Origin of the sequence: Serratia sp. TMDUHS_CL, from assembly GCF_037137105.1 — a bacterium.
Taxonomy (GTDB): Bacteria; Pseudomonadota; Gammaproteobacteria; order Enterobacterales; family Enterobacteriaceae; genus Serratia; species Serratia nevei.
In genome coordinates this window covers 45446-70900 of sequence record NZ_JBBBDV010000013.1, presented here as the reverse complement: position 1 = coordinate 70900, position 25455 = coordinate 45446, and the positions used below count along the sequence as shown (strand labels likewise).

General features: G+C 63.0%; 19 protein-coding genes. 17 read left to right on the top strand and 2 right to left on the bottom strand.

Features of this window, described 5'->3' with window-relative positions; genetic code table 11:
- The first annotated feature begins 105 nt into the window (after window positions 1–105).
- Genes murQ through yfhb form a run of 3 tightly spaced genes read left to right on the top strand, consistent with a single transcriptional unit; the run spans window position 106 to window position 3045 of the window.
- Entirely contained in the window at window positions 106–999 is an 894-nt protein-coding gene (murQ, locus tag WCL58_RS20705) for an N-acetylmuramic acid 6-phosphate etherase (RefSeq protein WP_336851546.1), read from the top strand.
- An 18-nt stretch (window positions 1000–1017) separates the two neighbouring features.
- A complete protein-coding gene (locus WCL58_RS20700) occupies window positions 1018–2385 on the top strand; it encodes a PTS transporter subunit EIIC (RefSeq protein WP_070914445.1) in 1368 nt (455 codons plus the stop codon).
- A gap of 3 nt (window positions 2386–2388) precedes the next feature.
- Window positions 2389–3045 (top strand): phosphatidylglycerophosphatase C, encoded by a 657-nt coding sequence (yfhb, locus tag WCL58_RS20695; protein ID WP_336851545.1) that lies wholly within the window; start codon window positions 2389–2391, stop codon window positions 3043–3045.
- A gap of 47 nt (window positions 3046–3092) precedes the next feature.
- Here yfhb and WCL58_RS20690 read toward each other — a convergent pair whose 3' ends face one another.
- A complete protein-coding gene (locus tag WCL58_RS20690) occupies window positions 3093–4145 on the bottom strand; it encodes a DUF2157 domain-containing protein (protein WP_070914449.1) in 1053 nt (350 codons plus the stop codon).
- A 117-nt stretch (window positions 4146–4262) separates the two neighbouring features.
- Between WCL58_RS20690 and tadA the strand changes: the two genes are divergently transcribed.
- Window positions 4263–4769 (top strand): tRNA adenosine(34) deaminase TadA, encoded by a 507-nt coding sequence (gene tadA, locus WCL58_RS20685; protein WP_015378796.1) that lies wholly within the window; start codon window positions 4263–4265, stop codon window positions 4767–4769.
- On the opposite strand, the gene mltF is transcribed toward tadA, so the two are convergent.
- Window positions 4770–6230: a membrane-bound lytic murein transglycosylase MltF gene (gene mltF / locus WCL58_RS20680; protein ID WP_033644113.1), complete on the bottom strand. Its 1461-nt coding sequence runs from the start codon at window positions 6228–6230 to the stop codon at window positions 4770–4772.
- Between the two features lie 275 nt (window positions 6231–6505).
- Here mltF and purL point away from each other — a divergent pair, with 275 nt between their 5' ends.
- The 13 genes from purL (at window position 6506) to patD (ending at window position 25385) form a co-directional block, all read left to right on the top strand.
- Window positions 6506–10399, top strand: a complete 3894-nt coding sequence (gene purL, locus WCL58_RS20675) for a phosphoribosylformylglycinamidine synthase (protein ID WP_336851568.1) — start codon at window positions 6506–6508, stop codon at window positions 10397–10399.
- Window positions 10400–11286: 887 nt separating this feature from the next.
- Window positions 11287–12723 carry a sensor histidine kinase gene (locus WCL58_RS20670; RefSeq protein ID WP_049200747.1) on the top strand — a complete coding sequence of 479 codons (1437 nt, stop codon included), beginning with the start codon at window positions 11287–11289 and terminating at the stop codon, window positions 12721–12723.
- Window positions 12724–12726: 3 nt separating this feature from the next.
- Window positions 12727–13599, top strand: a complete 873-nt coding sequence (qseG, locus tag WCL58_RS20665) for a two-component system QseEF-associated lipoprotein QseG (RefSeq protein WP_336851544.1) — start codon at window positions 12727–12729, stop codon at window positions 13597–13599.
- Window positions 13596–14936, top strand: a complete 1341-nt coding sequence (gene glrR / locus WCL58_RS20660; RefSeq protein ID WP_025303931.1) for a two-component system response regulator GlrR — start codon at window positions 13596–13598, stop codon at window positions 14934–14936. Before qseG ends, glrR begins: the two co-directional genes overlap by 4 nt.
- 130 nt (window positions 14937–15066) lie before the next feature.
- Window positions 15067–16689 (top strand): NAD+ synthase, encoded by a 1623-nt coding sequence (locus WCL58_RS20655; RefSeq protein ID WP_197757956.1) that lies wholly within the window; start codon window positions 15067–15069, stop codon window positions 16687–16689.
- Window positions 16690–16700: 11 nt separating this feature from the next.
- Window positions 16701–17039: a nitrogen regulatory protein P-II gene (gene glnB / locus WCL58_RS20650; protein WP_004847623.1), complete on the top strand. Its 339-nt coding sequence runs from the start codon at window positions 16701–16703 to the stop codon at window positions 17037–17039.
- A gap of 331 nt (window positions 17040–17370) precedes the next feature.
- Entirely contained in the window at window positions 17371–18294 is a 924-nt protein-coding gene (locus WCL58_RS20645; protein WP_038874511.1) for a LysR substrate-binding domain-containing protein, read from the top strand.
- A 115-nt stretch (window positions 18295–18409) separates the two neighbouring features.
- Window positions 18410–19873, top strand: a complete 1464-nt coding sequence (locus WCL58_RS20640) for a gamma-aminobutyraldehyde dehydrogenase (RefSeq protein WP_336851543.1) — start codon at window positions 18410–18412, stop codon at window positions 19871–19873.
- Between the two features lie 73 nt (window positions 19874–19946).
- Window positions 19947–21101, top strand: a complete 1155-nt coding sequence (gene ydcS / locus WCL58_RS20635; RefSeq protein ID WP_033635611.1) for a putative ABC transporter substrate-binding protein YdcS — start codon at window positions 19947–19949, stop codon at window positions 21099–21101.
- A gap of 53 nt (window positions 21102–21154) precedes the next feature.
- Window positions 21155–22183: an ABC transporter ATP-binding protein gene (locus tag WCL58_RS20630; protein WP_033651579.1), complete on the top strand. Its 1029-nt coding sequence runs from the start codon at window positions 21155–21157 to the stop codon at window positions 22181–22183.
- A 1-nt stretch (window position 22184) separates the two neighbouring features.
- Entirely contained in the window at window positions 22185–23129 is a 945-nt protein-coding gene (locus WCL58_RS20625; RefSeq protein WP_197757200.1) for an ABC transporter permease subunit, read from the top strand.
- Window positions 23119–23925 (top strand): ABC transporter permease, encoded by an 807-nt coding sequence (locus WCL58_RS20620; protein WP_038874514.1) that lies wholly within the window; start codon window positions 23119–23121, stop codon window positions 23923–23925. Before WCL58_RS20625 ends, WCL58_RS20620 begins: the two co-directional genes overlap by 11 nt.
- 35 nt (window positions 23926–23960) lie before the next feature.
- Window positions 23961–25385: an aminobutyraldehyde dehydrogenase gene (patD, locus tag WCL58_RS20615; RefSeq protein WP_336851542.1), complete on the top strand. Its 1425-nt coding sequence runs from the start codon at window positions 23961–23963 to the stop codon at window positions 25383–25385.
- Window positions 25386–25455 lie beyond the last annotated feature (70 nt).

Genomic DNA, 25455 nt, shown 5'->3' with positions numbered 1-25455 from the left:
ATTTTTGTGAGCTCGCCGTTAAAATAGCAAATAGCGCTCGCTTTGTTGAATAAAATATTCAAATATTGATTTAATTTTGTGAATTAAAAATTCAAAGGTGAACAGATGAACTTAGGCGCACTGGTATCGGAAACCCGCAACCCGGCCACCATGAGGCTGGATGAGATGTCGACGCTGGAGATGGTCCGCTGTTTTAACCAGGAAGACCGCAAGGTGCCGGAGGCGATCGAAAAGGTGCTGCCGGCGATTGCGCAGGCGGTCGATTTGGCGGCGGCGGCGTTGAAGGCCGGTGGGCGGCTGATTTATTTGGGCGCTGGCACCAGCGGCCGCCTGGGCGTGCTGGATGCCTCCGAGTGCCCGCCGACCTTCGGCGTGCCGCACGGCGTGGTGGTGGGGCTGATCGCCGGCGGGCCGGGCGCGTTGCTTAAAGCGGTGGAAGGGGCGGAAGACGACGAAGCTTTGGGCGAAGCCGATCTCCGGGCGCTGAACCTCACCGCCGTCGATATGGTGGTGGGGTTGGCGGCCTCCGGGCGCACGCCTTATGTGATTGGCGCGCTGCGCTATGCGCGCGGGCTGGGCTGCCCGACGGCGGCCATCTCCTGCAACCCGGATTCGCCGATCGCGCACGAAGCGCAGGTGGCGATCTCGCCGGTGGTGGGGTCGGAGGCCCTGACCGGCTCGACGCGTCTGAAATCCGGCACTGCGCAGAAGCTGGTGCTCAACATGCTGTCGACCGGCGCGATGGTCAAGCTGGGCAAGGTTTACCAGAACCTGATGGTGGACGTGAAGGCCACCAACGTCAAACTGGTGGATCGCGCCTGCCGCATCGTGGTGGAGGCCACCGGCGCCGAACGCGCTCAGGCGGAGGCGGCGCTGGCGCAGACCGGCTTCGAAGTCAAACCGGCGATCCTGATGCTTTTAGCCGGCGTCAGCGCCGAAGAGGCGCAGCAGCGGCTGCAGCGGCACGACGGCTATCTGCGCGCGGCGCTGGCGCGTTAATTCACGGTGGGGGCGGCGATGGACAAGACAACGGCATTGGCGACACAGATCCTGGCGGGCGTGGGGGGCGAGGGTAATATCCTCAAACTGGAGAACTGCATGACGCGGGTGCGCGTCGAGGTCAGCGACGAACAGCGCCTGGATCTGGCCGCCCTCAGGCAGCTGCCCGGCGTGAAGGGCTATATCAAACAGGGTGAGCAGCATCAGTTTATCGTTGGCCCAGGCGCCGCCGCCAAAGTGGTGGATGCCATGCGCGAATTGCTGAGCGGAAGCGCGCAGCCCGTCGTCGCCGTCGGTGACGCGGCCCGCACCAAGGCGCAGGCTAAGCAAAAATACGCTGCGCCGATGAGCGGCGCGCTGAAAAAACTGGCCGATGTCTTTATTCCGCTGATCCCGGCGTTTATCGCCTCGGGCCTGATCACTGGCATCATCAACCTGCTGAAACGGCCTGACATCGCCGGCCAGCTGGCGGTGGACTACCCGAACGTGCTGGGGCTGTTGGCGATCTTCGGCAGCGCGGTGTTCGCCATCATGAACATTTTGGTCGGGGTCAACGCCGCGCGGGTATTCGGCGGCTCTCAGGCAATGGGCGGCGTGATGGCCGGCATTCTCTCCAGCCCGGCGCTGGCGCAGATTACCTTGTTCGGCGAGGCGCTGCAGCCGGGGCGCGGCGGGGTGATCGCCGTGCTGCTGGTGGTAGCGTTAATGTGCTGGGTGGAGAAACGCCTGCGCACGCTGCTGCCGGAATCGGTCGAACTGATCCTTAACCCACTGCTGACCACGCTGGTCACCGCCTCGCTGGCGATCCTGATTCTGCAGCCGATCGGCGGCATTATCTCCGACGCCATCGCCCACGGCGCCAATCTGGCGATCGACAAGGGCGGGCTGCTGGTGGGAGCGCTGCTCTCGGGGCTGTTCCTGCCGCTGGTGCTCTCCGGTCTGCATCAGGGGCTGGTACCGATCCACGTCGAGCTGGTGCAGGCGCACGGTTCCAACCCGCTGCTGCCGATCCTGGCGATGGCCGGCGTTGGGCAGGTGGGGGCAGCGCTGGCGGTGCTGTTGAAAACCCGCAATGCGCGGCTGAAAAAGGTGATCAAAGGGGCGTTGCCGGTCGGCATTCTCGGCATCGGCGAGCCGCTGATCTTCGGGGTGACGCTGCCGCTGGGCCGGCCGTTTATCGGCGCCTGCCTCGGCGGTGCGGTCGGCGGCGCGCTCATCAGCTACTGGAAGGTGGCGACGGTGATCACCTTCGGCATTTCGGGGCTGCCTTTGGCGTTGACCATCGTCTCAGGTAAGGTGATGTTGTATCTGGCGGGGATGCTGATTACGATTATCGCCGGTTTTCTCTTCACCTGGATGATGGGGTTCAACGATCCCGAGGAGTAGCGTTTGAGCGACAAGCAGCAACAACCGGCCGCAGAGAGGCGCCGCGTGGTCTTTTTCGATCTGGACGGCACTCTGCATCAGGAGGATATGTTCGGCAGTTTCTTGCGTTTTCTGCTGCGCCGCTTACCGCTGAACCTGTTGCTGGTGATACCGCTGCTGCTGCCGATCGGTCTGGCGCTGCTGCTGTTGGGGCGCGCCGCGCGTTGGCCGATGAGCCTGCTGCTGTGGGCGATCACCTTCGGGCGTTCCGAAGCGACGCTAAAGGCGCTGGAGCGGCAGTTTATCGAGGCCTTTCGCCAGAAGGTGACCGCATTTCCGGTGGTGCAAATGCGGCTGCGGCAGTACCTGGAGGAGCACGATGCCGAAGTGTGGTTGATTACCGGCTCGCCGGAGCGGCTGGTGGAGCAGGTGTATCGCGATTCGGCGTTTCTGCCGCGGGTACGGTTGATCGGCAGCCGCATCACGCGCCGCTGCGGCGGCTGGGTCTTGCCCCTGCGCTGCCTGGGGGCGCAGAAAGTGGTGCAGCTCGAGCAGCGGCTCGGTGTGCCGCTGAAGCTGTACAGCGGTTACAGCGACAGCAAGCAGGATAATCCGCTGCTGTTCTTTTGTGAGCACCGCTGGCGGGTAAGCAAGCAGGGCGAGCTGCAGCAGCTGGAATAAACCAAGGGCGGAAGATTCCGCCCTTTCTGCTTTTATCGGCACCGCGATCAGTCGTCGGTCACGTCGTGCGGCTTGCGCCCCAGCTGCCAAATCTTCTCCGCATAATGCCCCAGCGCCCACAGGCTCAGGCCGAGCAGCACGAAGAAAACCGCCTTCGGCATGCTGTCCCAGAAAAACTCGAACAGACGGGTATACAGGTTAATGCCGAGGAAGGTCAGCCCGAAGCCGCGCAGCATGGCGTCGTCATGCTTCAACCCCAGCCAGATGGCGGCGAGGGCAGCCAGCCCGAACAGCAGGCTCCAGTGGAACAGCTCGATCTGGCGCGCGCTGTACCAGCTGTCGAGATCGCCGTAGTTGCCGAAGATAGACAGCAGCCACAGGGCGATAAACAGGTACAGCAGGCCCATCGCCAGCGACACCCGCTGCAGGCCGCGTTGCGCCAACAGCGGCCGCAACAGCAGCGCGGCGGCGATCAGCACCGCACCAAAGGCGATAAAGCGAATCGGGTAGCTCATGCCGAGCCAGTAGGCGCCCCAGCCGGACAGGTAGCCGGTCTCGGCGCCGAAGGCGTTGCCGAGCGACAGCAGGGCGAACCACCACACCAGCCCGGAGCGGCTGAACCAGCCGATCGCGCCGTACAGCAGCGCGGCGAACAGCAGCAGCACGGAAACCCGGCCGCTGCCGTTATCCAGCCAGACCCCCAGCTGCCATAAGGCGCAGGCGGTAAGCAACACGGCGACAAACAGCGCGGCCTCATTGCCGTAGCGTTTTTCCGGGTGGCGCCGGCGGCGACGCAGCGCCCAGACGTAGGCCAGCGCCGCCAGTATGCCGGCGATCGCCATGCGCACCGGCGCGTCGAAGCGGAACAGCCCGCTGAGCCATGCAAGCAGTTCGCTGTCGGCGAACAGGCTGGTGACGGCGATCAGCAGCGAGGCCAGCGCGGCGAGAAACGCATAGCGCGCCAGCCGCCGCCAGTCGAAAGGCTGCACGGCCACATGCTGCAGCAGTTGCTGCCGTTGTTCGGGCGTCAAGGCGCCTTCTCCCACCCAACCGTCCAGCGCCTTGCGCACCACGACCGCGTTCTTTTTACTGAGTTTCATGCTTCTGGTCCCTGAATCACACGCTGATTCGGCCAGTATAGCCATTGGCGGGCGGCTACGACAAAGGGAGGCTAGTGTGTATAATGCCCGCCGCAAAAGCGCACGAGGAATTATGCGATGACTGAATATAACGATGAGTACTGGATGCGTCAGGCATTGCAGCTGGCCCTGCGCGCGCAGGAAGAGGGCGAGGTGCCGGTGGGTGCGCTGCTGGTGCTGGACAATCAGGTCATCGGCGAGGGCTGGAACCGCCCGATCGGCCGACACGATCCTACCGCACACGCCGAGATCATGGCGCTGCGCCAGGGCGGCGCGGTGCTGCAAAACTACCGTTTGCTGAACGCCACGCTGTACGTCACGCTGGAGCCGTGCGTGATGTGCGCCGGTGCGATGGTGCACAGCCGTATCCGCCGGCTGGTGTATGGCGCCGCCGACGAGAAAACCGGCGCGGCCGGTTCGCTGGTGGACATTCTGCGCCATCCGGGCATGAACCATCAGGTGGAGATCGTCTCGGGCGTGCTGGCGGACGAATGCGCCGCCACCCTGAGCAATTTCTTCCGTCTACGCCGTGAACAGAAAAAAGCGCTCAGGCTGGCGCAGCGGGCGGCGGATAAGCCGGAATAATCAGTAGTTGAGCGCCAGTTCCGGCATCACCGTCGGGTAGCCTTTCCCCAACGCCTCTTGCTCGGCGGCCGCTTGCGCCGCCTTTCTCTCTTTTTCCTGCAGATAGCCCACCAGACTGACCTGGTAGCGGCGGATGTTTTCTACATAGTTGTAGGCTTCACGCCCGCGCGCATAGCCGTAGGTCAGCTGCGGATAGTAGCGCTTCTGGCTGAGCATCGGCAGGCGCTGCTTGACGTCGACCCAACTGTCCGGGTTGCCTTTTTGCGTCTTGGTCAGCTTGCGCGCGTCCAGCATGTGGCCCCAGCCCATGTTGTAGGCCGCCAGCGAGAACCAGATGCGCTCGTCTTCCGGCACGCTGTCCGGCACCTTGGCCATCAGCCGTTGCAGGTAAAGGGCGCCGCCTTGAATGCTCTCTTCCGGATCGAGGCGATCGTTGACCCCCAGGCCGTCGGCGGTGGCGCGGGTCAGCATCATCAGGCCGCGCACGCCGGTGGGCGAGGTGGCCTGCGGATTCCAGTGCGATTCCTGATAGGCGATGGCCGCCAGCAGCTTCCAGTCGATCTCGTTGGCGTGCTTCTCGAACAGCGGGCGGAAGTTGGGCAGCACCGAGTCGATGGCCGACAGGAAGGTTTTGGTGTCCACATAGTCGAAGCTGCCGACGTGGCCGAGGTACTTCTCTTCCAGCCGCGCCAGGGTGCCGTCATCCACCATCTGGCTGTAGAAATCCAGCATCGCCGCGTACAGGCTGTCGTCGCCATCGCGTTTGAGGTACCAGGTGACCGGCTCTTCGTCGGTGACGTCGAACGCCACCGCCAGCTGCGGATGGATGCGCTGCAGCAGCGCGATGGTCACCGAATCGCCGAGGGTGTAGTCCAGCTTGCCGTCGGCGACTCGCTCCAGCAGCTCTTTGGAGGTGAGATCGCTGGAGGACTCCCAGGCGAGATCCGGGTATTTATCCTGCTTGAGCTGCTTTAGCGTGCTGACGTGCGCGGAACCGGAGGCGACCGCCAGCTTGCCTTTAATGTCGGCGAAGCCTTTTGGCCGCGGGGTGCCCAGCCGGTACACCAGCTGTTGGGAAACGGAGTAGTAGGCCGGGCCGGTGCGCGCGCGGCTGAGGCGCTCCTGGTTGTAGATCAGGCCGGCCGCCAGCAGGTCAGCGTCGTCATCGTCCAGATCGTCGAACAGGTCATTGATGTTCTGATGGGGGATCACCACCAGCTTCACCCCGAGGTAGTTGGCGAAGCGCTTCGCCAGTTCGTAGTCGAGCCCACCCGGCCCTTGCTTGGTGTTGAAATAGGTCAGCGGTGAATTCAGCGTGCTGATACGCAACTCGCCGCGGGAAATGATCTCCTGGAGTTGCCCGCCCTGGCCGCTGCGCCAGGTGATATTGGGCCACAGCGCGAGAGCCAGAAGCAGGGTGACAACGCCGATGAGGATGTAGTTTATTTTAAGACGTTTCAAATAGTTATCCAGTGGTGGCACAGGTACACCGGCGACGACAACCGCGACTTTTCTCATGGTTAAATCACCAGTGCGGGGGGCATTTTGCGCAACAAAACGCCAGTGTGCAACTTTATTGACACGTTATGACAATTCGACGGTGCGGCACGCTTTTATCAATAATCCCTACGCAAACGGTTTCGTCTGCGGCGAGGATTCTCTATAATGGCGCGCGTTTTCCCCTGTTGCGCCCAATGAAGCGTCTTATCCGCCGCTTCGAAGACGAGAGAACTTTGATTATGGAAATTCTGCGTGGTTCGCCCGCTTTATCGGCTTTTCGCATTACCAAACTGCTGTCCCGCTGCCAGGACGCCCACCTGCCCGTCAGTGATATCTACGCCGAGTATGTCCACTTTGCCGATGTTAGCGCACCGCTCAGTGCCGAAGAACACGCCAAACTTCAGCGGCTGCTCAAGTACGGTCCTTCTCTCGCCGAACATGCCCCTGAAGGCCGGTTGCTGCTGGTCACGCCGCGTCCGGGCACCATTTCTCCCTGGTCTTCCAAAGCCACCGACATCGCCCACAACTGCGGTCTGCAGCAGGTGCTGCGGTTGGAGCGCGGCCTGGCGTTCTACGTCAAGGCGCCCGAGCTGACGGAAACCCAGTGGCGCCAGCTTGCCGCGCTGCTGCACGATCGCATGATGGAAACCGTCTTCAGCGAGCTGCAACAGGCCGAACAGCTGTTCGCGCACCATCAGCCGGCACCGTATCAGTCGGTCGACGTGCTGGGCGCAGGGCGCACCGCGCTGGAGCAGGCCAACGTCCGGCTCGGCCTGGCGCTGGCGCAGGACGAGATCGACTACCTGCTGAATGCCTTTACCGGTTTGGGGCGCAACCCGACGGATATCGAACTTTATATGTTCGCGCAGGCCAACTCCGAGCACTGCCGCCACAAGATTTTCAACGCCGATTGGATTATCGACGGCGAACAGCAGCCTAAATCGCTGTTCAAGATGATCAAGAACACCTATGAGCAGACGCCGGACTACGTGCTGTCGGCGTATAAAGACAACGCCGCGGTGATGGAAGGCTCGCAGGTCGGCCGCTTCTTCGCCGCGCCGGAGAACGGCAAATACGATTACCATCAGGAAGAAGCGCACATCCTGATGAAGGTAGAAACCCACAACCACCCAACGGCGATCTCGCCGTGGCCGGGCGCCGCGACCGGCTCCGGCGGCGAGATCCGCGACGAGGGGGCTACCGGCCGCGGCGCCAAGCCGAAAGCCGGCCTGGTGGGCTTCTCGGTGTCCAACCTGCGTATTCCCGGCTTTGAACAGCCGTGGGAGCAGGATTTCGGCAAGCCGGAACGCATCGTCACCGCACTGGATATCATGACCGAAGGCCCGCTGGGCGGCGCGGCGTTCAACAACGAATTCGGTCGTCCGGCGCTGCTGGGCTACTTCCGTACCTATGAAGAGCGCGTCAACAGCCACAACGGCGTTGAGCTGCGCGGCTACCACAAACCGATCATGCTGGCGGGCGGCATCGGCAACATCCGCGCCGATCACGTGCAGAAAGGGGAAATCACCGTCGGCGCCAAGCTGGTGGTGCTGGGCGGCCCGGCGATGAATATCGGCCTGGGCGGTGGCGCGGCCTCGTCGATGGCGTCCGGCCAGTCCGATGCCGATCTGGACTTCGCTTCGGTGCAGCGCGACAACCCGGAAATGGAGCGCCGCTGTCAGGAAGTGATCGACCGCTGCTGGCAACTGGGCGACCAGAACCCGATTCTGTTTATCCATGACGTCGGTGCCGGCGGCCTGTCCAACGCCATGCCGGAGCTGGTGAGCGACGGCGGCCGCGGCGGCCGCTTCGAGCTGCGCGATATCCTCAACGACGAGCCGGGCATGAGCCCGCTGGAAGTGTGGTGCAACGAATCGCAGGAGCGTTACGTGATGGCGATTGCCCCGGCGCAGATGGCGCAGTTCGACGAGATCTGCCGCCGTGAGCGCGCACCTTATGCGGTGATCGGCGAAGCGACCGAAGAACAGCACCTGACGTTGAACGACCGTCACTTCGACAACCAGCCGATCGACATGCCGCTGGACGTGCTGCTCGGCAAGACGCCGAAAATGACCCGCGACGTTACCCGCCTGCAGGCGAATGGCCAGCCGGTGCAGCGTGAGAACATCACGCTGGCCGACGCGGTGAAACGCGTGCTGCATCTGCCGGCCGTTGCAGAGAAAACCTTCCTGATCACCATCGGCGATCGCACCGTTACCGGCATGGTGGCGCGTGACCAGATGGTCGGCCCGTGGCAGATCCCGGTAGCCGACTGCGCGGTCACCGCCGCCAGCCTGGACAGCTACTACGGCGAGGCGATGTCGCTCGGCGAACGTGCGCCGGTGGCGCTGCTGGACTTCGCCGCCTCCGGCCGCCTGGCGGTCGGGGAAGCGCTGACCAACCTGGCTGCCACCGAGATCGGCAGCCTGAAGCGCGTGAAGCTGTCCGCCAACTGGATGGCCGCCGCCGGCCACCCGGGCGAAGACGCCGGCCTGTACGAAGCGGTGAAAGCGGTGGGCGAAGAGCTGTGCCCGGCGCTGGGCATCACCATCCCGGTGGGCAAAGACTCCATGTCGATGAAAACCCGCTGGCAGGAAGGCAACGAACAGCGCGAAATGACCTCGCCGCTGTCGCTGGTCATCACCGCCTTCGCCCGCGTGGAGGACGTACGCCACACCGTGACGCCGCAGCTGCGCACCGATAAGGGCGACAGCGCGCTGCTGTTGATCGACCTGGGCAACGGCCATAACGCACTGGGTGCCACCGCACTGGCGCAGGTTTACCGCCAACTGGGCGACAAACCGGCCGACGTGCGCAACGTTGCGCAGCTGGCGGGCTTCTTCAACGCCATGCAGCAGCTGGTGGCCGATCAAGCGCTGCTGGCTTACCACGACCGCGCCGACGGCGGCCTGCTGGTGACGCTGGCGGAGATGGCCTTCGCCGGTCACTGCGGCGTGGACGTCAATCTCGACGGCCTCGGCGACGATGCGCTGGCGGTGCTGTTCAACGAAGAGCTGGGCGCGGTGATCCAGGTGAACGCCGAACGTCTCGACGACGTGAAGCAGGCGTTCGCTCAGCACGGACTGACCGACAACGTGCATCACATCGGCAGCGTGCAGGCCGGCGATCGTTTCGTCATCACCCAACACGGCAAGGCGCTGTACAGCGAAAGCCGCAATACGCTGCGCACCTGGTGGGCGGAAACCACCTGGCAGATGCAGCGCCTGCGCGACAACCCGGCGTGCGCCGATCAGGAACATCAGGCCAAGCAGGATGAACAAGATCCCGGCCTGAACGTGAAGCTGACCTTTGCACCGGAGGAAGACATCGCCGCGCCGTACATCGCCAAGGGCGCGCGCCCGAAAGTGGCGGTGCTGCGCGAGCAGGGGGTGAACTCCCACGTTGAAATGGCGGCGGCGTTCCACCGCGCCGGCTTTGACGCGGTGGACGTGCACATGAGCGATCTGCTGGCGGGGCGCCGCGATCTGCAGGACTTCCACACGCTGGTGGCCTGCGGCGGCTTCTCTTACGGCGACGTCCTGGGCGCCGGCGAAGGTTGGGCGAAGTCTATCTTGTTCAACGAGCGGGTACGCGACGAGTTCGAAGCGTTCTTCCACCGTCCGCAGACGCTGGCGCTGGGCGTGTGCAACGGTTGTCAGATGATGTCCAACCTGCGCGAGCTGATCCCGGGCGCAGAACACTGGCCGCGCTTTGTGCGCAACCTGTCGGATCGTTTCGAGGCGCGCTTCAGCCTGGTGGAAGTGGCGGCCAGCCCGTCGCTGTTCCTGCAGGGCATGACCGGTTCGCGTATGCCGATCGCCGTTTCCCACGGTGAAGGGCATGTCGAAGTGCGCGATGCGGCGCATCTGGCGGCGCTGGAAAGCCACGGTTTGGTGGCGCTGCGTTTCGTCAACAACGCCGGTCAGGTGACGGAAGCTTACCCGGCTAACCCGAACGGTTCGCCGAACGGCATTACCGCCGTGACCAGCGCCAGCGGGCGTGCCACGGTGATGATGCCGCACCCGGAACGCGTGTTCCGCACGGTCAGCAACTCCTGGCACCCGGAAGAGTGGGGCGAGGACAGCCCGTGGATGCGCATGTTCCGCAACGCCCGTAAGCAACTGGGCTAAAAACGGCCACCACCGTACAGAGGGCGCAAGCAATTGCGCCCTTTTTTATGGCCGGCGCTCGGCGATTGGCGGCAGTGTCTGCATTTTGCGACAGGCGCTATTTTCTCTGTCGCTAAATGGAGACATTTAACTGTTTGATTTTATTGGTGGTAATCGGGTTTGGCTTTAATTGTCTGCATTTGGCGACAGCACGGCGTTTTTTTCATCGCTCATCGGGGCGTGATGCGCAAAGAAAGTTACTGGTATAATTTTATTTTTTAATAAAATCATGTTGTTATTATTTTTATTGAAAAGTTGGCACGCAACGTGCATTATTCTCGTGGGTTGCTCATTCACCTTTTTATGACGGCGCCGTAATTAGACGGCAAATCGCCTCATAAGCCTCCGAATGATGCCAAAGAAATGGTGCCTATCGTCCAACTAAACCGATAACAGACCGCGCAAGCGGCTTTATCAAGCATCGGGCGACACGTGGAGTGAGGCACCGCCTGTATCCAACTGTGATGAAGGGTTCATCAATCCTGGATACTTACGGATGCTATTCGTCCCGTTCGATGCCAGCCGCTGCGCTACATCACCCTGGGGACGAGACTTAAGGGCATCCACACTTTCCTTGCGTTGGGGCAAGTTTCTTGCCCCGATGTCATTTCTTAACGCTGCGCTTATCCCCGTTTCGTTGCCTATGCCCTCGAACGCAGACGCTCTCCCCACACTCTTGCTTTCACACCGGTTGATGTTACCGAGGCCGCATGCCGTCGGCAGGCCAGGCCTATGGGCGCGGTTCACCGAACCCGCAGCTTTTTCCTTGTGCGTTCAGGATTCTCCCTTGCCGGGCTTTTCTCTTTCCGGCGAGTCAGTTAGCATCGTGACAGAGCTGAGAGAATGAGATGATTTCGTTGAAAAAATGGCGTTTATTCCCCCGTTCGCTGCGGCAATTGGTGCTGCTGGCGTTCCTGTTGGTGCTGTTGCCGCTGCTGGTGCTGGCCTATCAGGCCTACCAGAGTCTGGATCACCTCAGCGCGCAGGCGGCGGACATCAACCGCACCACGCTGGTGGACGCGCGGCGCAGCGAGGCGATGACCAGCGTGGCGCTGGAGATGGAGCGCAGCTATCGTCAGTACTGCGTGCTGGTCGATCCTACGCTGCAGAAGCTGTACCAGAACCAGCGCAAGCAGTATTCGCAGATGCTGGACGCCCACGCGCCGATCCTGCCGGACGAGCGCTACTACCAAACGCTGCGCCAGTTGCTGACCCAACTGGCGGCGATCAAATGCCATAACAGCGGGCCGGACCAAGAGGCTTCCGCCTTGCTCGAGTCGTTCTCCCGTTCCAACGCCGAAATGGTGCAGGCCACGCGCGCGGTGGTGTTCTCGCGCGGCCAGCAGCTGCAGCAGGCCATTGCCGAGCGCGGCCAGTTCTTCGGCTGGCAGGCGCTGCTGCTGTTCCTGGTCAGCGTGCTGCTGGTGGTGCTGTTCACCCGCATGATCATCGGGCCGGTCAAGGCCGTGGAGCGGATGATCAACCGCCTGGGGGAAGGGCGTGCGCTGGGCAGCACCGCGTCATTCAAAGGGCCGCGCGAGCTGCGTTCGCTGGCGCAGCGCATCATCTGGCTGAGCGAGCGGCTGGCGTGGCTGGAGTCGCAGCGCCACGAGTTCCTGCGCCATATTTCGCACGAGCTGAAAACGCCGTTGGCCAGCATGCGTGAAGGCACCGAACTGCTGGCCGACGAGGTGGCGGGGCCGCTGACTTCCGATCAGAAAGAGGTGGTGGCGATCCTCGACAACAGCAGCCGCCATCTGCAGCAGCTGATCGAACAGCTGTTGGATTACAACCGCAAATTGGCCGATGGCCCGGCGGAACACGAGAACGTCGAGCTGCGCGAAATGGTCGATTTGGTGGTCGCCGCGCACAGTTTGCCGGCGCGGGCGAAGATGATTTCCACCGAAATTACGCTGGAGGCGGAAATCTGCTGGGCAGAGCCTACGCTATTAATGCGCGTGCTGGATAATCTCTACTCCAATGCGGTGCACTACGGCAAGGAATCCGGTAACATTTGGATCCGCAGCCGTCAGGTTGGACAACGGGTGCAAATCGACGTCGCCAATACCGGCACGCCGATCCCCGAGGCTGAAAGAGCCATGATTTTCGAGCCTTTTTTCCAGGGTAGTCACCAGCGAAAAGGGGCGGTAAAAGGAAGCGGACTGGGGTTGAGCATCGCTCAGGACTGTATCCGTCGCATGCGCGGTGAGCTGCAACTGGCGACGGTCGCCGGTGCAGACGTCTGCTTCCGCATTGAACTGCCGTTAACCGCCGAGAATGAATAAATAATGTACACATGGTCTAAACGCCTTCGTCTTGCACAGACCGAACGTTCACCGCGTGCCACGCACAGAGCGCCGCTCGGCAAACGCCCGATCAGCTGGTTGGGCGCCGTCTTCTTTATGCCGCTGTTGCTGGCGGGCTGCGTCGATCGCGCCGTCAGCGGTGGCTTGAACCCTCAGCAGCAAGAGGCGATCCCGGATACCAAGGTAATCGATTACCGCACCGCGGCTTGCGATACCCTGTGGCAGTTGGACGATAAGGACGCGCTGGCTAACTCGCTCTACTGGCTGCGCGCGATGGACTGCGCCGATCGCATCGGGTCGACCCAGGCGCGTGCGCTGGCGAAAACGGTGCCTGGCGACAGCTGGTCCGGCGTTTTCAAACAGAGCATCCTGCTGGGCAGCGCGCAGCCGACCTCCAGCGAACGCCGCCAAATCATCGACAGGATCAACAGCTACCGGATGGAATTCCCCGGTTCACTGCGTCCGCTGACGCAGCTGTGGCGCCAGCAGCAATTGCTGCAGATCACGCTGTTCGATGAGAAAGCACGCTATCAGCATCTGCAGGAGAGCAGCGACAGTCAGATCGATTCGCTGCGCCAGAGCCAGGCGCGTCTGCAATCGCAGCTGCAGGACACCTCGCGCAAGCTGGAGAACCTGACCGATATCGAGCGCCAGCTCTCTTCGCGCAAGCAGCTGCAAGGGGAAATCCCGGACAACAGCGCAGGTTCGCAAAAGGGCGAAGCCGCCGGTAAAAACGGCGCGGCCGCCAAAGGGGCTGAATCGCAGGACGAACCGGAAAAAGGCACCGCGCTGCCGGTTGAACCGGAAGACACCTATACGCCGCACCCTGCCAATAAGGAGTCCCACGCGCAATGACCGCACGCAAACCGGCCAATTTGCTCTTGGTTGACGACGATCCCAGCCTGCTGAAGCTGCTGGGCATGCGTCTGACCAGCGAAGGTTTTCACGTCACCACCGCCGAAAGCGGCCAGGAAGCGCTGCGCCTGCTGGCGCGCGAACAGATCGATCTGGTGATCAGCGATCTGCGTATGGACGAGATGGACGGCATGGCGCTGTTCGCCGAGATCCAAAAGCATCAGCCGGGCATGCCGGTGATCATCCTCACCGCGCACGGTTCGATTCCCGATGCGGTGGCCGCCACCCAGCAGGGGGTGTTCAGCTTCCTCACCAAACCGGTGGATCGCGATGCGCTGTATAAGGCCATCGACGAAGCGCTCGCGCTGTCGGCCACCCCGGCCGGCGACGAGGCCTGGCGCGAAGACATCGTCACCCGCAGCCCGCTGATGCTGCGCCTGCTGGAGCAGGTGAAAATGGTGGCGCAGTCCGACGTCAGCGTCTTGATCAACGGCCAGAGCGGCACCGGTAAAGAGGTGGTGGCGCAGGCGATCCACGCCGCCAGCCCGCGCGCCGGCAAGGCGTTTATCGCCATCAACTGCGGTGCGCTGCCGGAGCAGCTGCTGGAGTCCGAACTGTTCGGCCACGCCAAGGGCGCCTTTACCGGCGCGGTCAGCAGCCGCGAAGGGCTGTTCCAGGCGGCGGCGGGCGGCACGCTGTTCCTCGACGAGATCGGCGATATGCCGCTGTCGCTGCAGGTGAAGTTGCTGCGCGTGCTGCAAGAGCGCAAGGTGCGGCCGCTGGGCAGCAACCGCGATCTGGACATTGACGTGCGCATCATCTCCGCCACCCACCGCGATCTGCAAAAGGCGATGGCGAAGAACGAGTTCCGCGAGGATCTCTACTACCGCCTCAACGTGGTGAACCTGAAGATCCCGGCGCTCAACGAACGCGCCGAAGATATCCCGCTGCTGGCCAACCACCTGTTGCGCGAGGCGGCTCAGCGGCACAAGCCGTTCGTGCGCAGCTTCTCGACCGACGCCATGAAGCGGCTGATGACCGCCAGCTGGCCGGGCAACGTGCGTCAGCTGGTCAACGTCATCGAGCAGTGCGTGGCGCTGACCTCGGCGCCGGTGATCAGCGAAGCGCTGGTGGAGCAGGCGCTGGAAGGGGAAAACACCGCGCTGCCGACCTTCGCCGAAGCGCGCAACCAGTTCGAGTTGCACTACCTGCGCAAGCTGCTGCAGATCACCAAGGGCAACGTGACCCAGGCCGCGCGCATGGCGGGCCGCAACCGCACCGAGTTTTACAAATTGCTGTCGCGCCACGAGCTGGACGCCAACGATTTTAAAGAATGACAGTTTGCCGCCGGCGCCTGCCACGCAGGTTCTCAACAAATCCGGCGGAATGATTTACACTCCGTTCTCTTTGCCGCGGCGCGCCCCGGCGTAGAGCACCATGGAACGTATTAAGCGGGATCGTACACAAATGAGCAGATCACTTTCCATCGCCCTGGCCCAGCTGAACCTGCTGGTCGGCGACATTGAAGGCAACACCGAACGCATGTTGCAAATCGTGCAGGAGCAGCAGAAGGCGGGAGCCGATCTGGTCATGTTCAGCGAACTGGCGCTGTCCGGCTACCCGCCGGAAGATCTGCTGTATCGCAATGACTTCTATCAGCGCTGCGACGCGCAGCTGCTGCGCCTGCAGCAGGCCTCCGCCGAGACGGCGATCCTGGTCGGCCACCCGTGGCGCGAAGGTGACAAGCTGTATAACGCGCTGTCGCTGTTTGCCGAAGGCCGCCTGCTGACCCGCTACTTCAAGCAGCAGCTGCCGAACTACGGCGTGTTCGATGAGAAGCGCTATTTCCACGCCGGCAACGACACCTGCGTGGTGGAGCTGAAAGGCTACCGTCTGGGCCTGCTGATTTGCGAAGATCTGTGGTTCCCTGAGCCGATCGACGCCGCCAAGGCGGCCGGCGCGGAAATTATCCTGTCGATCAACGCCTCACCGTATAACCGCGAAAAGCCGTATATCCGCAAAACGCTGATGGCCGGCCACTGCCAGCGCACCCAGCTGCCGCTGGTGTACCTCAATCAGGTCGGCGGCCAGGATGAGCTGATCTTCGACGGCTGCTCCAAGGTATTCGACGCCGCCGGCACTATGACCCACCGTCTGGCGGCCTTCGACGAGCAGGTGACTCGTCTGGAATTCAATGAGCTGGCCGTGGTGCCGATGACCGATCCGGCCGCTGAGCTGCCGCAGCTGGCGCAGGTGTACCAGGCGCTGGTGTTGGCGGTGCGCGACTACGTGACCAAAAACGGCTTTAAAGGCGCGGTGCTGGGCCTGTCCGGCGGCATCGACTCGGCGCTGACGCTGGCGATCGCCGTGGATGCGCTGGGCAAAGACAAGGTGCAGGCGCTGATGATGCCGTTCCGCTATACCGCGGATATCAGCATCGCCGACGCCAAGGAAGAGGCGGAAATCCTCGGCGTGGAGTTCGATATCGTCTCCATCGAACCGATGTTCGACGCCTTTATGGGCCAGCTGTCGCCGATGTTCGCCGGCACCGAGCGCGACACCACCGAAGAAAACCTGCAGGCGCGTTGCCGCGGGGTGGTGCTGATGGCGCTGTCCAACAAACGCCGCAGCATCGTGCTGACCACCGGCAACAAGAGCGAAATGGCGGTGGGTTACGCCACGCTGTACGGCGATATGGCCGGCGGTTTCGACGTGCTGAAGGACGTGCCGAAAACGCTGGTGTTCAAGCTGTCCGAATACCGTAACACCGTCTCCTACGTGATCCCGCAGCGGGTGATCGATCGTCCGCCGTCCGCCGAGCTGGCGCCGGATCAGGTCGATCAGGACAGCCTGCCGCCGTACGATATCCTGGACGCGATCCTGGAAGGCTACGTTGAACGCGACAAGTCGGTTGCCGATCTGGTGGCTGAAGGGTTCGACGAAGCGATCGTGCGCAAGGTGATCCGCCTGGTGGACATCAACGAATACAAGCGGCGTCAGGCCGCCGTCGGGCCGCGTATCACTGCCCGTAACTTCGGCAAAGACCGCCGCTACCCCATCACATCCGGTTTTGGCCGCAAAAATTGGTAAAAGGAAAGAAGATGAAAAAGATCGACGCGATTATCAAGCCGTTCAAACTGGATGACGTCCGCGAAGCGCTGGCCGAAGTGGGCATCACCGGTATGACGGTCACCGAAGTGAAAGGCTTCGGCCGCCAGAAGGGCCACACCGAGCTGTATCGCGGTGCCGAGTACATGGTCGACTTTCTGCCTAAGGTGAAGATCGAGATCGTGGTTGCCGACGACATCGTCGACACCTGCGTGGAAACCATCATGCAGACCGCGCAGACCGGCAAGATCGGCGACGGCAAAATCTTCGTCTTCGACGTGGCGCGCGTGGTGCGTATCCGTACCGGCGAGCAGGACGAAGAAGCGATCTGATCCTCCGCAGGGTCATCGGCCATCCAGGGCGCAGCGTGCTGCGCCCTTGTCATTTCTGCTCCCCGCGCATCATGCTTCTTCGCCTCGCCGTTTCCCTCTTTTTGCCCGTCGGCATTCTAAAAAAGCGAACGCTATCGCGTTTTTGATACTTTTTCCGATCGCTTTTCTCGCGGGATCTACAATCAATCTAACTATCTTGATTGAGGTGATCCCCAATGAATTTCAAGTTGCGGCTAGGCGGCAAGGGCGTGCATCCCCAGGAGCTTACTCAAGTAAGTGACTGGGGTAAGCGCACGCAGACAACAACGCAGCGGCTTGAAAGGCGATGGGGATGATGACGTTACGCCAAATCCGCCACTTTATCGCGGTGGCGGAAACCGGGTCGATCTCCGCCGGCGCCCAGGCGGTGTTTGTCTCCCAGTCTTCGCTGACGCTGGCGATCCAGCAGTTGGAAACCGAGATCGGCGTGCGGCTGTTCGATCGCCATGCCAAGGGCATGACGCTGACCCATCAGGGGCATCAGTTCCTGCGCCAGTCGTATCTGATCCTGGCGACGGTGGACAACGCCAAGCGCAGCCTGCAGATCGGCACCGAAAGCCTGACCGGCAAGCTGACCGTCGGCGTCACCAGCCTGGTGGCCGGCTACTTCCTGGTGGAGCTGCTCACGCGCTTTAAATCGGCCTATCCCAACGTCACCGTGCAGGTGGTTGAAGACGAGCGCCCGTATATCGAGCATCTGCTGGTCAGCGGCGAGATCGACATCGGCGTGCTGATCCTGTCGAACATCGAAGACCGCGACGCGCTGCAGACCGAGGTGCTGATGCACTCGCCGTATCGCCTGTGGCTGCCGCCGCTGCACCCGCTGTTGGAGCACGAGAGCATCAGCCTGGCGGACGTGGCCAAACAGCCGCTGATCCAGCTCAACGCCGATGAAATGGACGTGCACGCGCGGCGCATCTGGTCGCGCGCCGGGCTGAAGCCGGAGATCGCCATGAAGACCGCCTCGACCGAGGCGGTGCGCAGCCTGGTGGCGGCGGGGATGGGGGTCTCCATCCAGCCGGACATGGCGTACCGCGCCTGGTCGCTCGAGGGCAACATGATCGAAGCGCGCAAGCTGGACGATCTGCTGGAGCCGCTGGATATCGGGCTGGCGTGGCGGCGCGGCAGCGCGCGGCCGGAGCTGGTGACGCCGTTCCTTACCATCGCGCGCGAGAACGGCAGCAAACATGCCGCCGGGCTTAAGCATTCGATTTAATCGAACGCGGCGTTCAGTATTTAGAATTTGTTGCCCGCCAGAGGCTCGCTTAGGCTGATTAAAACTAACTTATTCACATTTGGTTAACGTTTTTGTCACTTAGGGGCGTCAGGCGATGACAGATGTGCAGGTTCTCTCAGGTTTGTCCTGTCAGCAGTTCATTAACGGTCAGTTGGTCGACGGCGAAGGCCAGCAGGAATGCATCGTCAATCCGGCCAACGGCGAGACGCTGATCGCCCTGACCGAAGCCTCTTCGGCGCAGGTCGGCGGCGCGGTGAAAGCCGCGCAGCAGGCGTTCGGCCACTGGTCGCGCACCACGCCGGCCCAGCGCGCTGCTCTGTTGCTGCGCATCGCCGACGCCATCGAGCGGCAGGCGCCGCAGCTGGCGCAGCTGGAAGCCCTCAACTGCGGTAAACCGCTGCATCAGGCGCTCAATGACGATCTGCCGGCGGCGGTCGACGTGTTCCGCTTCTTCGCCGGCGCGGTGCGCACGCAGCAAGGGCAGCTGGCCGGCGAGTATGTGCCGGGCCACACCTCGATGATCCGCCGCGATCCGATCGGCGTGGTGGCCTCGATCGCCCCCTGGAACTATCCGCTGATGATGGCGGCGTGGAAGATTGCGCCAGCGTTGGCGGCGGGCAATACCGTGGTGTTTAAACCCTCCGAACATACGCCGCTGACCATTCTGGCGCTGGTGCCGGCGCTGCAGGAGATCCTGCCGCCGGGCGTGCTGAATATCGTCTACGGCGGCGGGGAAGGGGTCGGCAGCCAGCTGGTGGGGCACCCGCAGGTGCGGCTGGTGTCGGTCACCGGCGATATCGTCACCGGGCAAAAAATTCTTCAGGCGGCGGCCAAAAGCGTCAAGCGCACCCACCTGGAACTGGGGGGCAAGGCGCCGGTGATCGTCTGCGACGACGCCGATCTCGACGAGGTGGTCAACGGCATCCGCACCTACGGCTATTACAACGCCGGCCAGGACTGCACCGCCGCCTGCCGCATCTATGCACAGGCGGGCATCTATCCCAAGCTGGTGGACGCGCTGGGCGAGGCGGTTGCCAGCCTGCGCTTCGCCCGCAAGCGCGATCAGGACAACGAGATCGGCCCGTTGATAAGTAGCCGCCAGCGCGATCGCGTCGCCAGCTTCGTCGAGCGAGCGCTCAGCCAACCGCATATCGAATTGATCACCGGCGCCGCGGCCCACTCCGGGCCGGGGTTCTACTACCAGCCGACCCTGCTGGCGGGCTGCCTGCAAAGCGACGAAATCGTGCAGCGCGAGGTGTTTGGCCCGGTGGTCAGCATCACGCGCTTCGAACACCTGGAGCAGGCGGTCGAGTGGGCCAACGACTCGGAATACGGGCTGGCTTCGTCGGTGTGGACGCAAAATATCGATCGGGCGCTGCACATCGCCGCCCATCTGCAGTACGGCAGCACCTGGATCAACACCCATTTCACCTTGGCGAGCGAGATGCCGCACGGCGGCCTGAAACGCTCCGGCTACGGCAAGGATCTGTCCAGCGATTCACTACAGGATTACAGCGTTGTCAGGCACGTAATGGCGAAGTTCAAAGCCAGCTTCTAGCGGTTCTATAAAGCAAAATCAGGCGGCAGCCGTTCCCTGCCGCACACAGATACGCAACACAGGGGTAATTACGATGAGAAAAACTACCGCAGTCACCACCACCGTCTCCGCGCTCTGTCTCACCGTGCTGTGCGGCCTGGCTCAGGCGGCCGATCTGCCGCAGTCGCTGGGCAAAGGCGAAGGCCGGCTGGATATCATCGCCTGGCCCGGCTACATCGAACGCGGCCAGTCCGACAAAAACTACGACTGGGTCACCCAGTTTGAAAAGCAAACCGGCTGCGCGGTGAACGTGAAGACCGCCGCCACCTCCGATGAAATGGTCAGCCTGATGGCCAAGGGCGGCTACGATCTGGTGACCGCCTCCGGCGACGCCTCGCTGCGCCTGATCTTCGGCAAGCGGGTGCAGCCGATCAACACCGCGCTGATCCCGAACTGGAAGAACATCGATCCGCGCCTGCTGAACGGCGCCTGGTACACCGTGGACGGCAAAACCTACGGCACGCCGTACCAGTGGGGGCCGAACCTGCTGATGTACAACACCAAAACCTTCCCGACGCCGCCGGACAGCTGGGCGGTGATCTTCCAGCAGCAGAACCTGCCGGACGGCAAGAGCAACCAGGGCCGGGTGCAGGCTTACGACGGCCCGATCTACATCGCCGACGCGGCGCTGTTCCTGAAGGCCACCCAGCCACAGCTCGGCATCAGCGATCCTTATCAGCTCAACGAAGAGCAGTATCAGGCGGCGCTGAAGCTGCTGCGCAGCCAGCACGCGCTGATCCACCGCTACTGGCACGACACCTCGGTGCAGATGAGCGACTTTAAAAACGAAGGCGTGGTGGCCTCCAGCGCCTGGCCGTATCAGGCCAACGCCCTGAAGGGCGAGGGGCAGCCGATCGCCACCGTGTTCCCGAAAGAGGGCGTGACCGGCTGGGCGGACACCACCATGCTGCATGCCGACGCCAAGCACCCGAGCTGCGCCTACCAGTGGATGAACTGGTCGCTGGAGCCGAAGGTGCAGGGCGACGTGGCGGCCTGGTTCGGATCGGTGCCGGCTTCACCGGCGGGCTGCAAGGCCAGCGCGCTGCTGGGTGAGAAGGGCTGCGAAACCAACGGCTTCAACCAGTTCGACAAAATCGCCTTCTGGAAAACGCCGCAGGCGCAGGGCGGCAAGTTCGTGCCGTACAGCCGCTGGACCCAGGATTACATCGCCATCATGGGCGGCCGCTAAGCCGCGGGGCGCAGCCCGCTGCGCCCGAATTACATCAGTATGGAGCACAGAAAATGACCATTGCCGTGCAATTCATCGATGTTTCGCGGACTTTCGGCGATGTTCGCGCCGTGGATCGGGTATCCATCGACATTCAGGACGGGGAATTCTTCTCCATGCTCGGGCCGTCCGGCTCGGGCAAAACCACCTGCCTGCGCCTGATCGCCGGCTTTGAACAGCTCACTTCCGGCTCGATTCGCATCCACGGCCAGGAAGCCGCCAACCTGCCGCCGTATCAGCGCGACGTGAACACCGTGTTTCAGGATTACGCACTGTTCCCGCACATGTCGGTGCTGGAAAACGTCGCCTACGGCCTGATGGTGAAGGGCGTCGCCAAACGCGAGCGGCTGGCGCGGGCGCAAGAGGCGCTGGAGAGCGTGGCGCTCGGTTTCGTTGCCGAACGCAAGCCGGCGCACCTGTCGGGCGGCCAGCGGCAGCGCGTGGCGTTGGCGCGCGCGCTGGTCAATCGGCCGCGGGTGCTGCTGCTGGACGAACCGCTCGGCGCGCTGGATCTCAAGCTGCGCGAGCAGATGCAGGGCGAGCTGAAGAAGCTGCAGCGCCAGCTGGGCATCACCTTTATCTTCGTCACCCACGATCAAAGCGAAGCGCTGTCGATGTCCGATCGGGTGGCGGTGTTCAATAACGGCCGCATCGAACAGGTGGATACGCCGCGCGAGCTTTACATGCGGCCGAAGACGCCGTTCGTCGCCGAGTTCGTCGGCACCTCCAACGTGGTGCGCAGCGAGCTGGCGCAGCGCCTGCTCGGCGAAAGCCGGACCTTCTCGATCCGGCCGGAACATATCCGCCTGCTGGAGCACGGCGGCGCGGCGCAGGACGAGATCCAGGTGCAGGGCACGCTGCAGGAAATCCATTACCAGGGTGCGGCCACGCGGTATGAAATCGCGCTGAACGGCGGCGAAAAGCTGCTGGTCAGCCAGGCCAATCCGCAGTGGATCGCCGAAGGGCAACAGCGGCAGATCGGCCAGCCGATCGTCGCCTGCTGGCCGCGCGCGGCGATGGTACCGCTGCTGGAGGAGAGGTGAGATGGACATGAGCATCGATTCCCCCTCGGCGCGCGGCGGTACCGTGCGCGCGCTGTCGACCTGGCTTTATCGCCGGCCGACGCTGTATCTGCTTTTGCTGCTGGTGCCGCCGCTGCTGTGGTTCGGCGCGGTGTACCTCGGTTCGCTGCTGACGCTGCTGTGGCAAGGATTTTACACCTTCGACGATTTCACCATGGCGGTGACGCCGGATCTGACCTTCGCCAACCTGGCGGCGCTGTTCAACCCGTCCAACTACGACATCATCCTGCGCACGCTGACCATGGCGGTGCTGGTGTCGCTGGCCAGCGCGGCGCTGGCGTTCCCGATCGCCTATTACATGGCGCGCTACACCAGCGGCCGCGTCAAGGCGTTCTTTTACATCGCGGTGATGATGCCGATGTGGGCCAGCTATATCGTTAAAGCCTATGCCTGGACCCTGCTGCTGGCGAAAGACGGCGTGGCGCAGTGGTTCCTGCAGCACCTGGGGCTGGAGCCGCTGTTGGCTTCGCTGCTGACGGTGCCCGGCGTCGGTGGCAACACGCTGTCGACCTCGGGGCTGGGGCGTTTTCTGGTGTTCGTCTATATCTGGCTGCCGTTCATGATCCTGCCGATCCAGGCAGCGCTGGAGCGCCTGCCGCCCTCGCTGCTGCACGCCTCGGCGGATCTGGGCGCGCGGCCGGCGCAGACCTTCCGCCACGTCATTTTGCCGCTGGCGGTACCGGGCATCGCCGCCGGATCGATCTTCACCTTCTCGCTGACGCTGGGCGACTTTATTGTGCCGCAGCTGGTGGGGCCGCCGGGCTATTTCATCGGCAGCATGGTGTACGCCCAGCAGGGTGCGATCGGCAATATGCCGATGGCCGCGGCCTTTACGCTGGTGCCGATCGTCCTGATCGCCATTTACCTTTCCATCGTCAAACGTCTGGGGGCTTTCGATGCACTCTGAACGCGCGCCCTTAGGGCTGAAGCTGGCCGCCTGGGGCGGACTGATCTTCCTGCATTTCCCGTTGGCGATCATCGCCATCTACGCCTTCAACACCGAGGATGCCGCCTTCAGCTTCCCGCCGAAGGGCTTCACGCTGCACTGGTTCAACGTTGCCGCCGGGCGGCAGGACATCATCGATGCGGTGCTGCTGTCGGCGCAGATCGCCTGCCTGGCGACCGCCATCGCGCTGGTGCTCGGTACGCTGGCGGCGGCGGCGCTGTATCGGCGCGATTTCTTCGGCAAGGACAGCATTTCGCTGCTGTTGCTGCTGCCGATCGCACTGCCGGGGATCGTCACCGGTCTGGCGCTGCTGGCGGCGTTCAAGGCGCTGAACATCGAGCCGGGTATCCTGACTATCGTCGTCGGCCATGCGACGTTTTGCGTGGTGATCGTGTTCAACAACGTCATCGCCCGGTTCCGCCGCACCTCGTACAGCCTGATCGAAGCGTCGATGGATCTCGGCGCCGACGGCTGGCAAACCTTCCGTTACGTGATCTTGCCGAACCTCGGCTCGGCGCTGCTGGCCGGGGGCATGCTGGCGTTCGCGCTGTCGTTCGATGAAATCATCGTGACCACCTTTACCGCCGGCCACGAGCGCACGCTGCCGCTGTGGCTGCTGAACCAGCTCGGTCGCCCGCGCGACGTGCCGATCACCAACGTGGTGGCGCTGTCGGTAATGCTGTTGACCATGCTGCCGATCCTCGGCGCTTACTACCTGACCAAAGGTGGGGAAAGCGTCGCCGGCAGCGGCAAATAATTTCCTTACCCGACCTCTGATAAAAGGATAACCCTATGCAAAGCCAACTGTTGATTGACGGCCAACTGGTGAATGGCCAGGGCGCGACCCAGCCGGTGTATAACCCGGCGACCGGCGAAGTGATTGCGCAGGTGGCGGAGGCCAGCCCGGAGCAGGTCGATCGCGCGGTGCTGGCGGCGGACGCCGCGTTCGCCGCCTGGGGGCAAACCACGCCGAAGGCGCGCGCCGAGCATCTGCTCAAGCTGGCGGATCTGATCGACGAGCATGCCGAGACTTTCGCCAGGCTGGAGTCGCTCAACTGCGGCAAACCTTATCACTGCGTGTTGAACGACGAACTGCCGGCGGTGGCCGACGTGTTTCGCTTCTTCGCCGGGGCCAGCCGCTGCCTGACCGGCATGGCGGCCGGCGAGTATCTGGCCGGGCATACCTCGATGATCCGCCGCGATCCGCTCGGCGTGGTGGCCTCGATCGCGCCGTGGAACTACCCGCTGATGATGGCGGCCTGGAAACTGGCGCCGGCGTTGGCGGCGGGCAACTGCGTGGTGATCAAGCCGTCGGAGCAGACGCCGCTGACCACTTTCAAACTAGCCGAACTGGCCGCCGGGCTGTTCCCGCCGGGCGTGCTCAACGTGCTGTTCGGCCGCGGCGCAAGCGTCGGCGATCGGCTGACCGGGCATGACAAGGTGCGCATGGTGTCGCTGACCGGCTCGATCGCCACCGGCGAGCACATCATCGCCCACACCGCCGCCGGCATTAAGCGCACCCATATGGAGCTGGGCGGCAAGGCGCCGGTGCTGGTGTTTGACGACGCCGATCTGCAGCAGGTGGTGGACGGCATTCGCGGCTTCGGTTTCTACAACGCCGGGCAGGATTGCACCGCCGCCTGCCGCATCTACGCGCAGAAAAGCATTTATCCCGAGCTGGTGAAGCGGCTGGGCGAGGCGGTGGCCAGCCTGAAGATCGGTGCGCCGGACGACGAGAGCACCGAGCTGGGGCCATTGATCACCGCCCAGCATCTGGAGCGGGTCGCCGGTTTTGTCGAGCGCGCCAAAGCGTTGCCGCACATGCAGGTGGTGACCGGCGGCGAGAAGGTGAAAGGACCGGGTTACTACTTCCAGCCGACGCTGCTGGCCGGCGCGCGCCAGGAGGATGAGATCGTGCAGCGCGAGGTGTTCGGCCCGGTGGTGACGGTGACGCCGTTCGACGACGAAGAGCAGGTGCTGGCCTGGGCGAACGAATCCAACTACGGGCTGGCGTCTTCCGTGTGGACCCGCGACGTGGGCCGCGCGCATCGCTTAAGCGCCCGCCTGCAATACGGCTGCACCTGGGTGAACACCCACTTCATGTTGGTGAGCGAAATGCCGCACGGTGGCCAGAAACTGTCCGGCTACGGCAAGGACATGTCGATGTACGGGTTGGAGGATTACACCGCCATTCGTCATGTGATGTTCAAACATTGATTTTACAATAATTATCCGCACAATAGCGCGGCCTTCGGGCCGGCCCCGGCCGGCCGATGATAATAAAAAT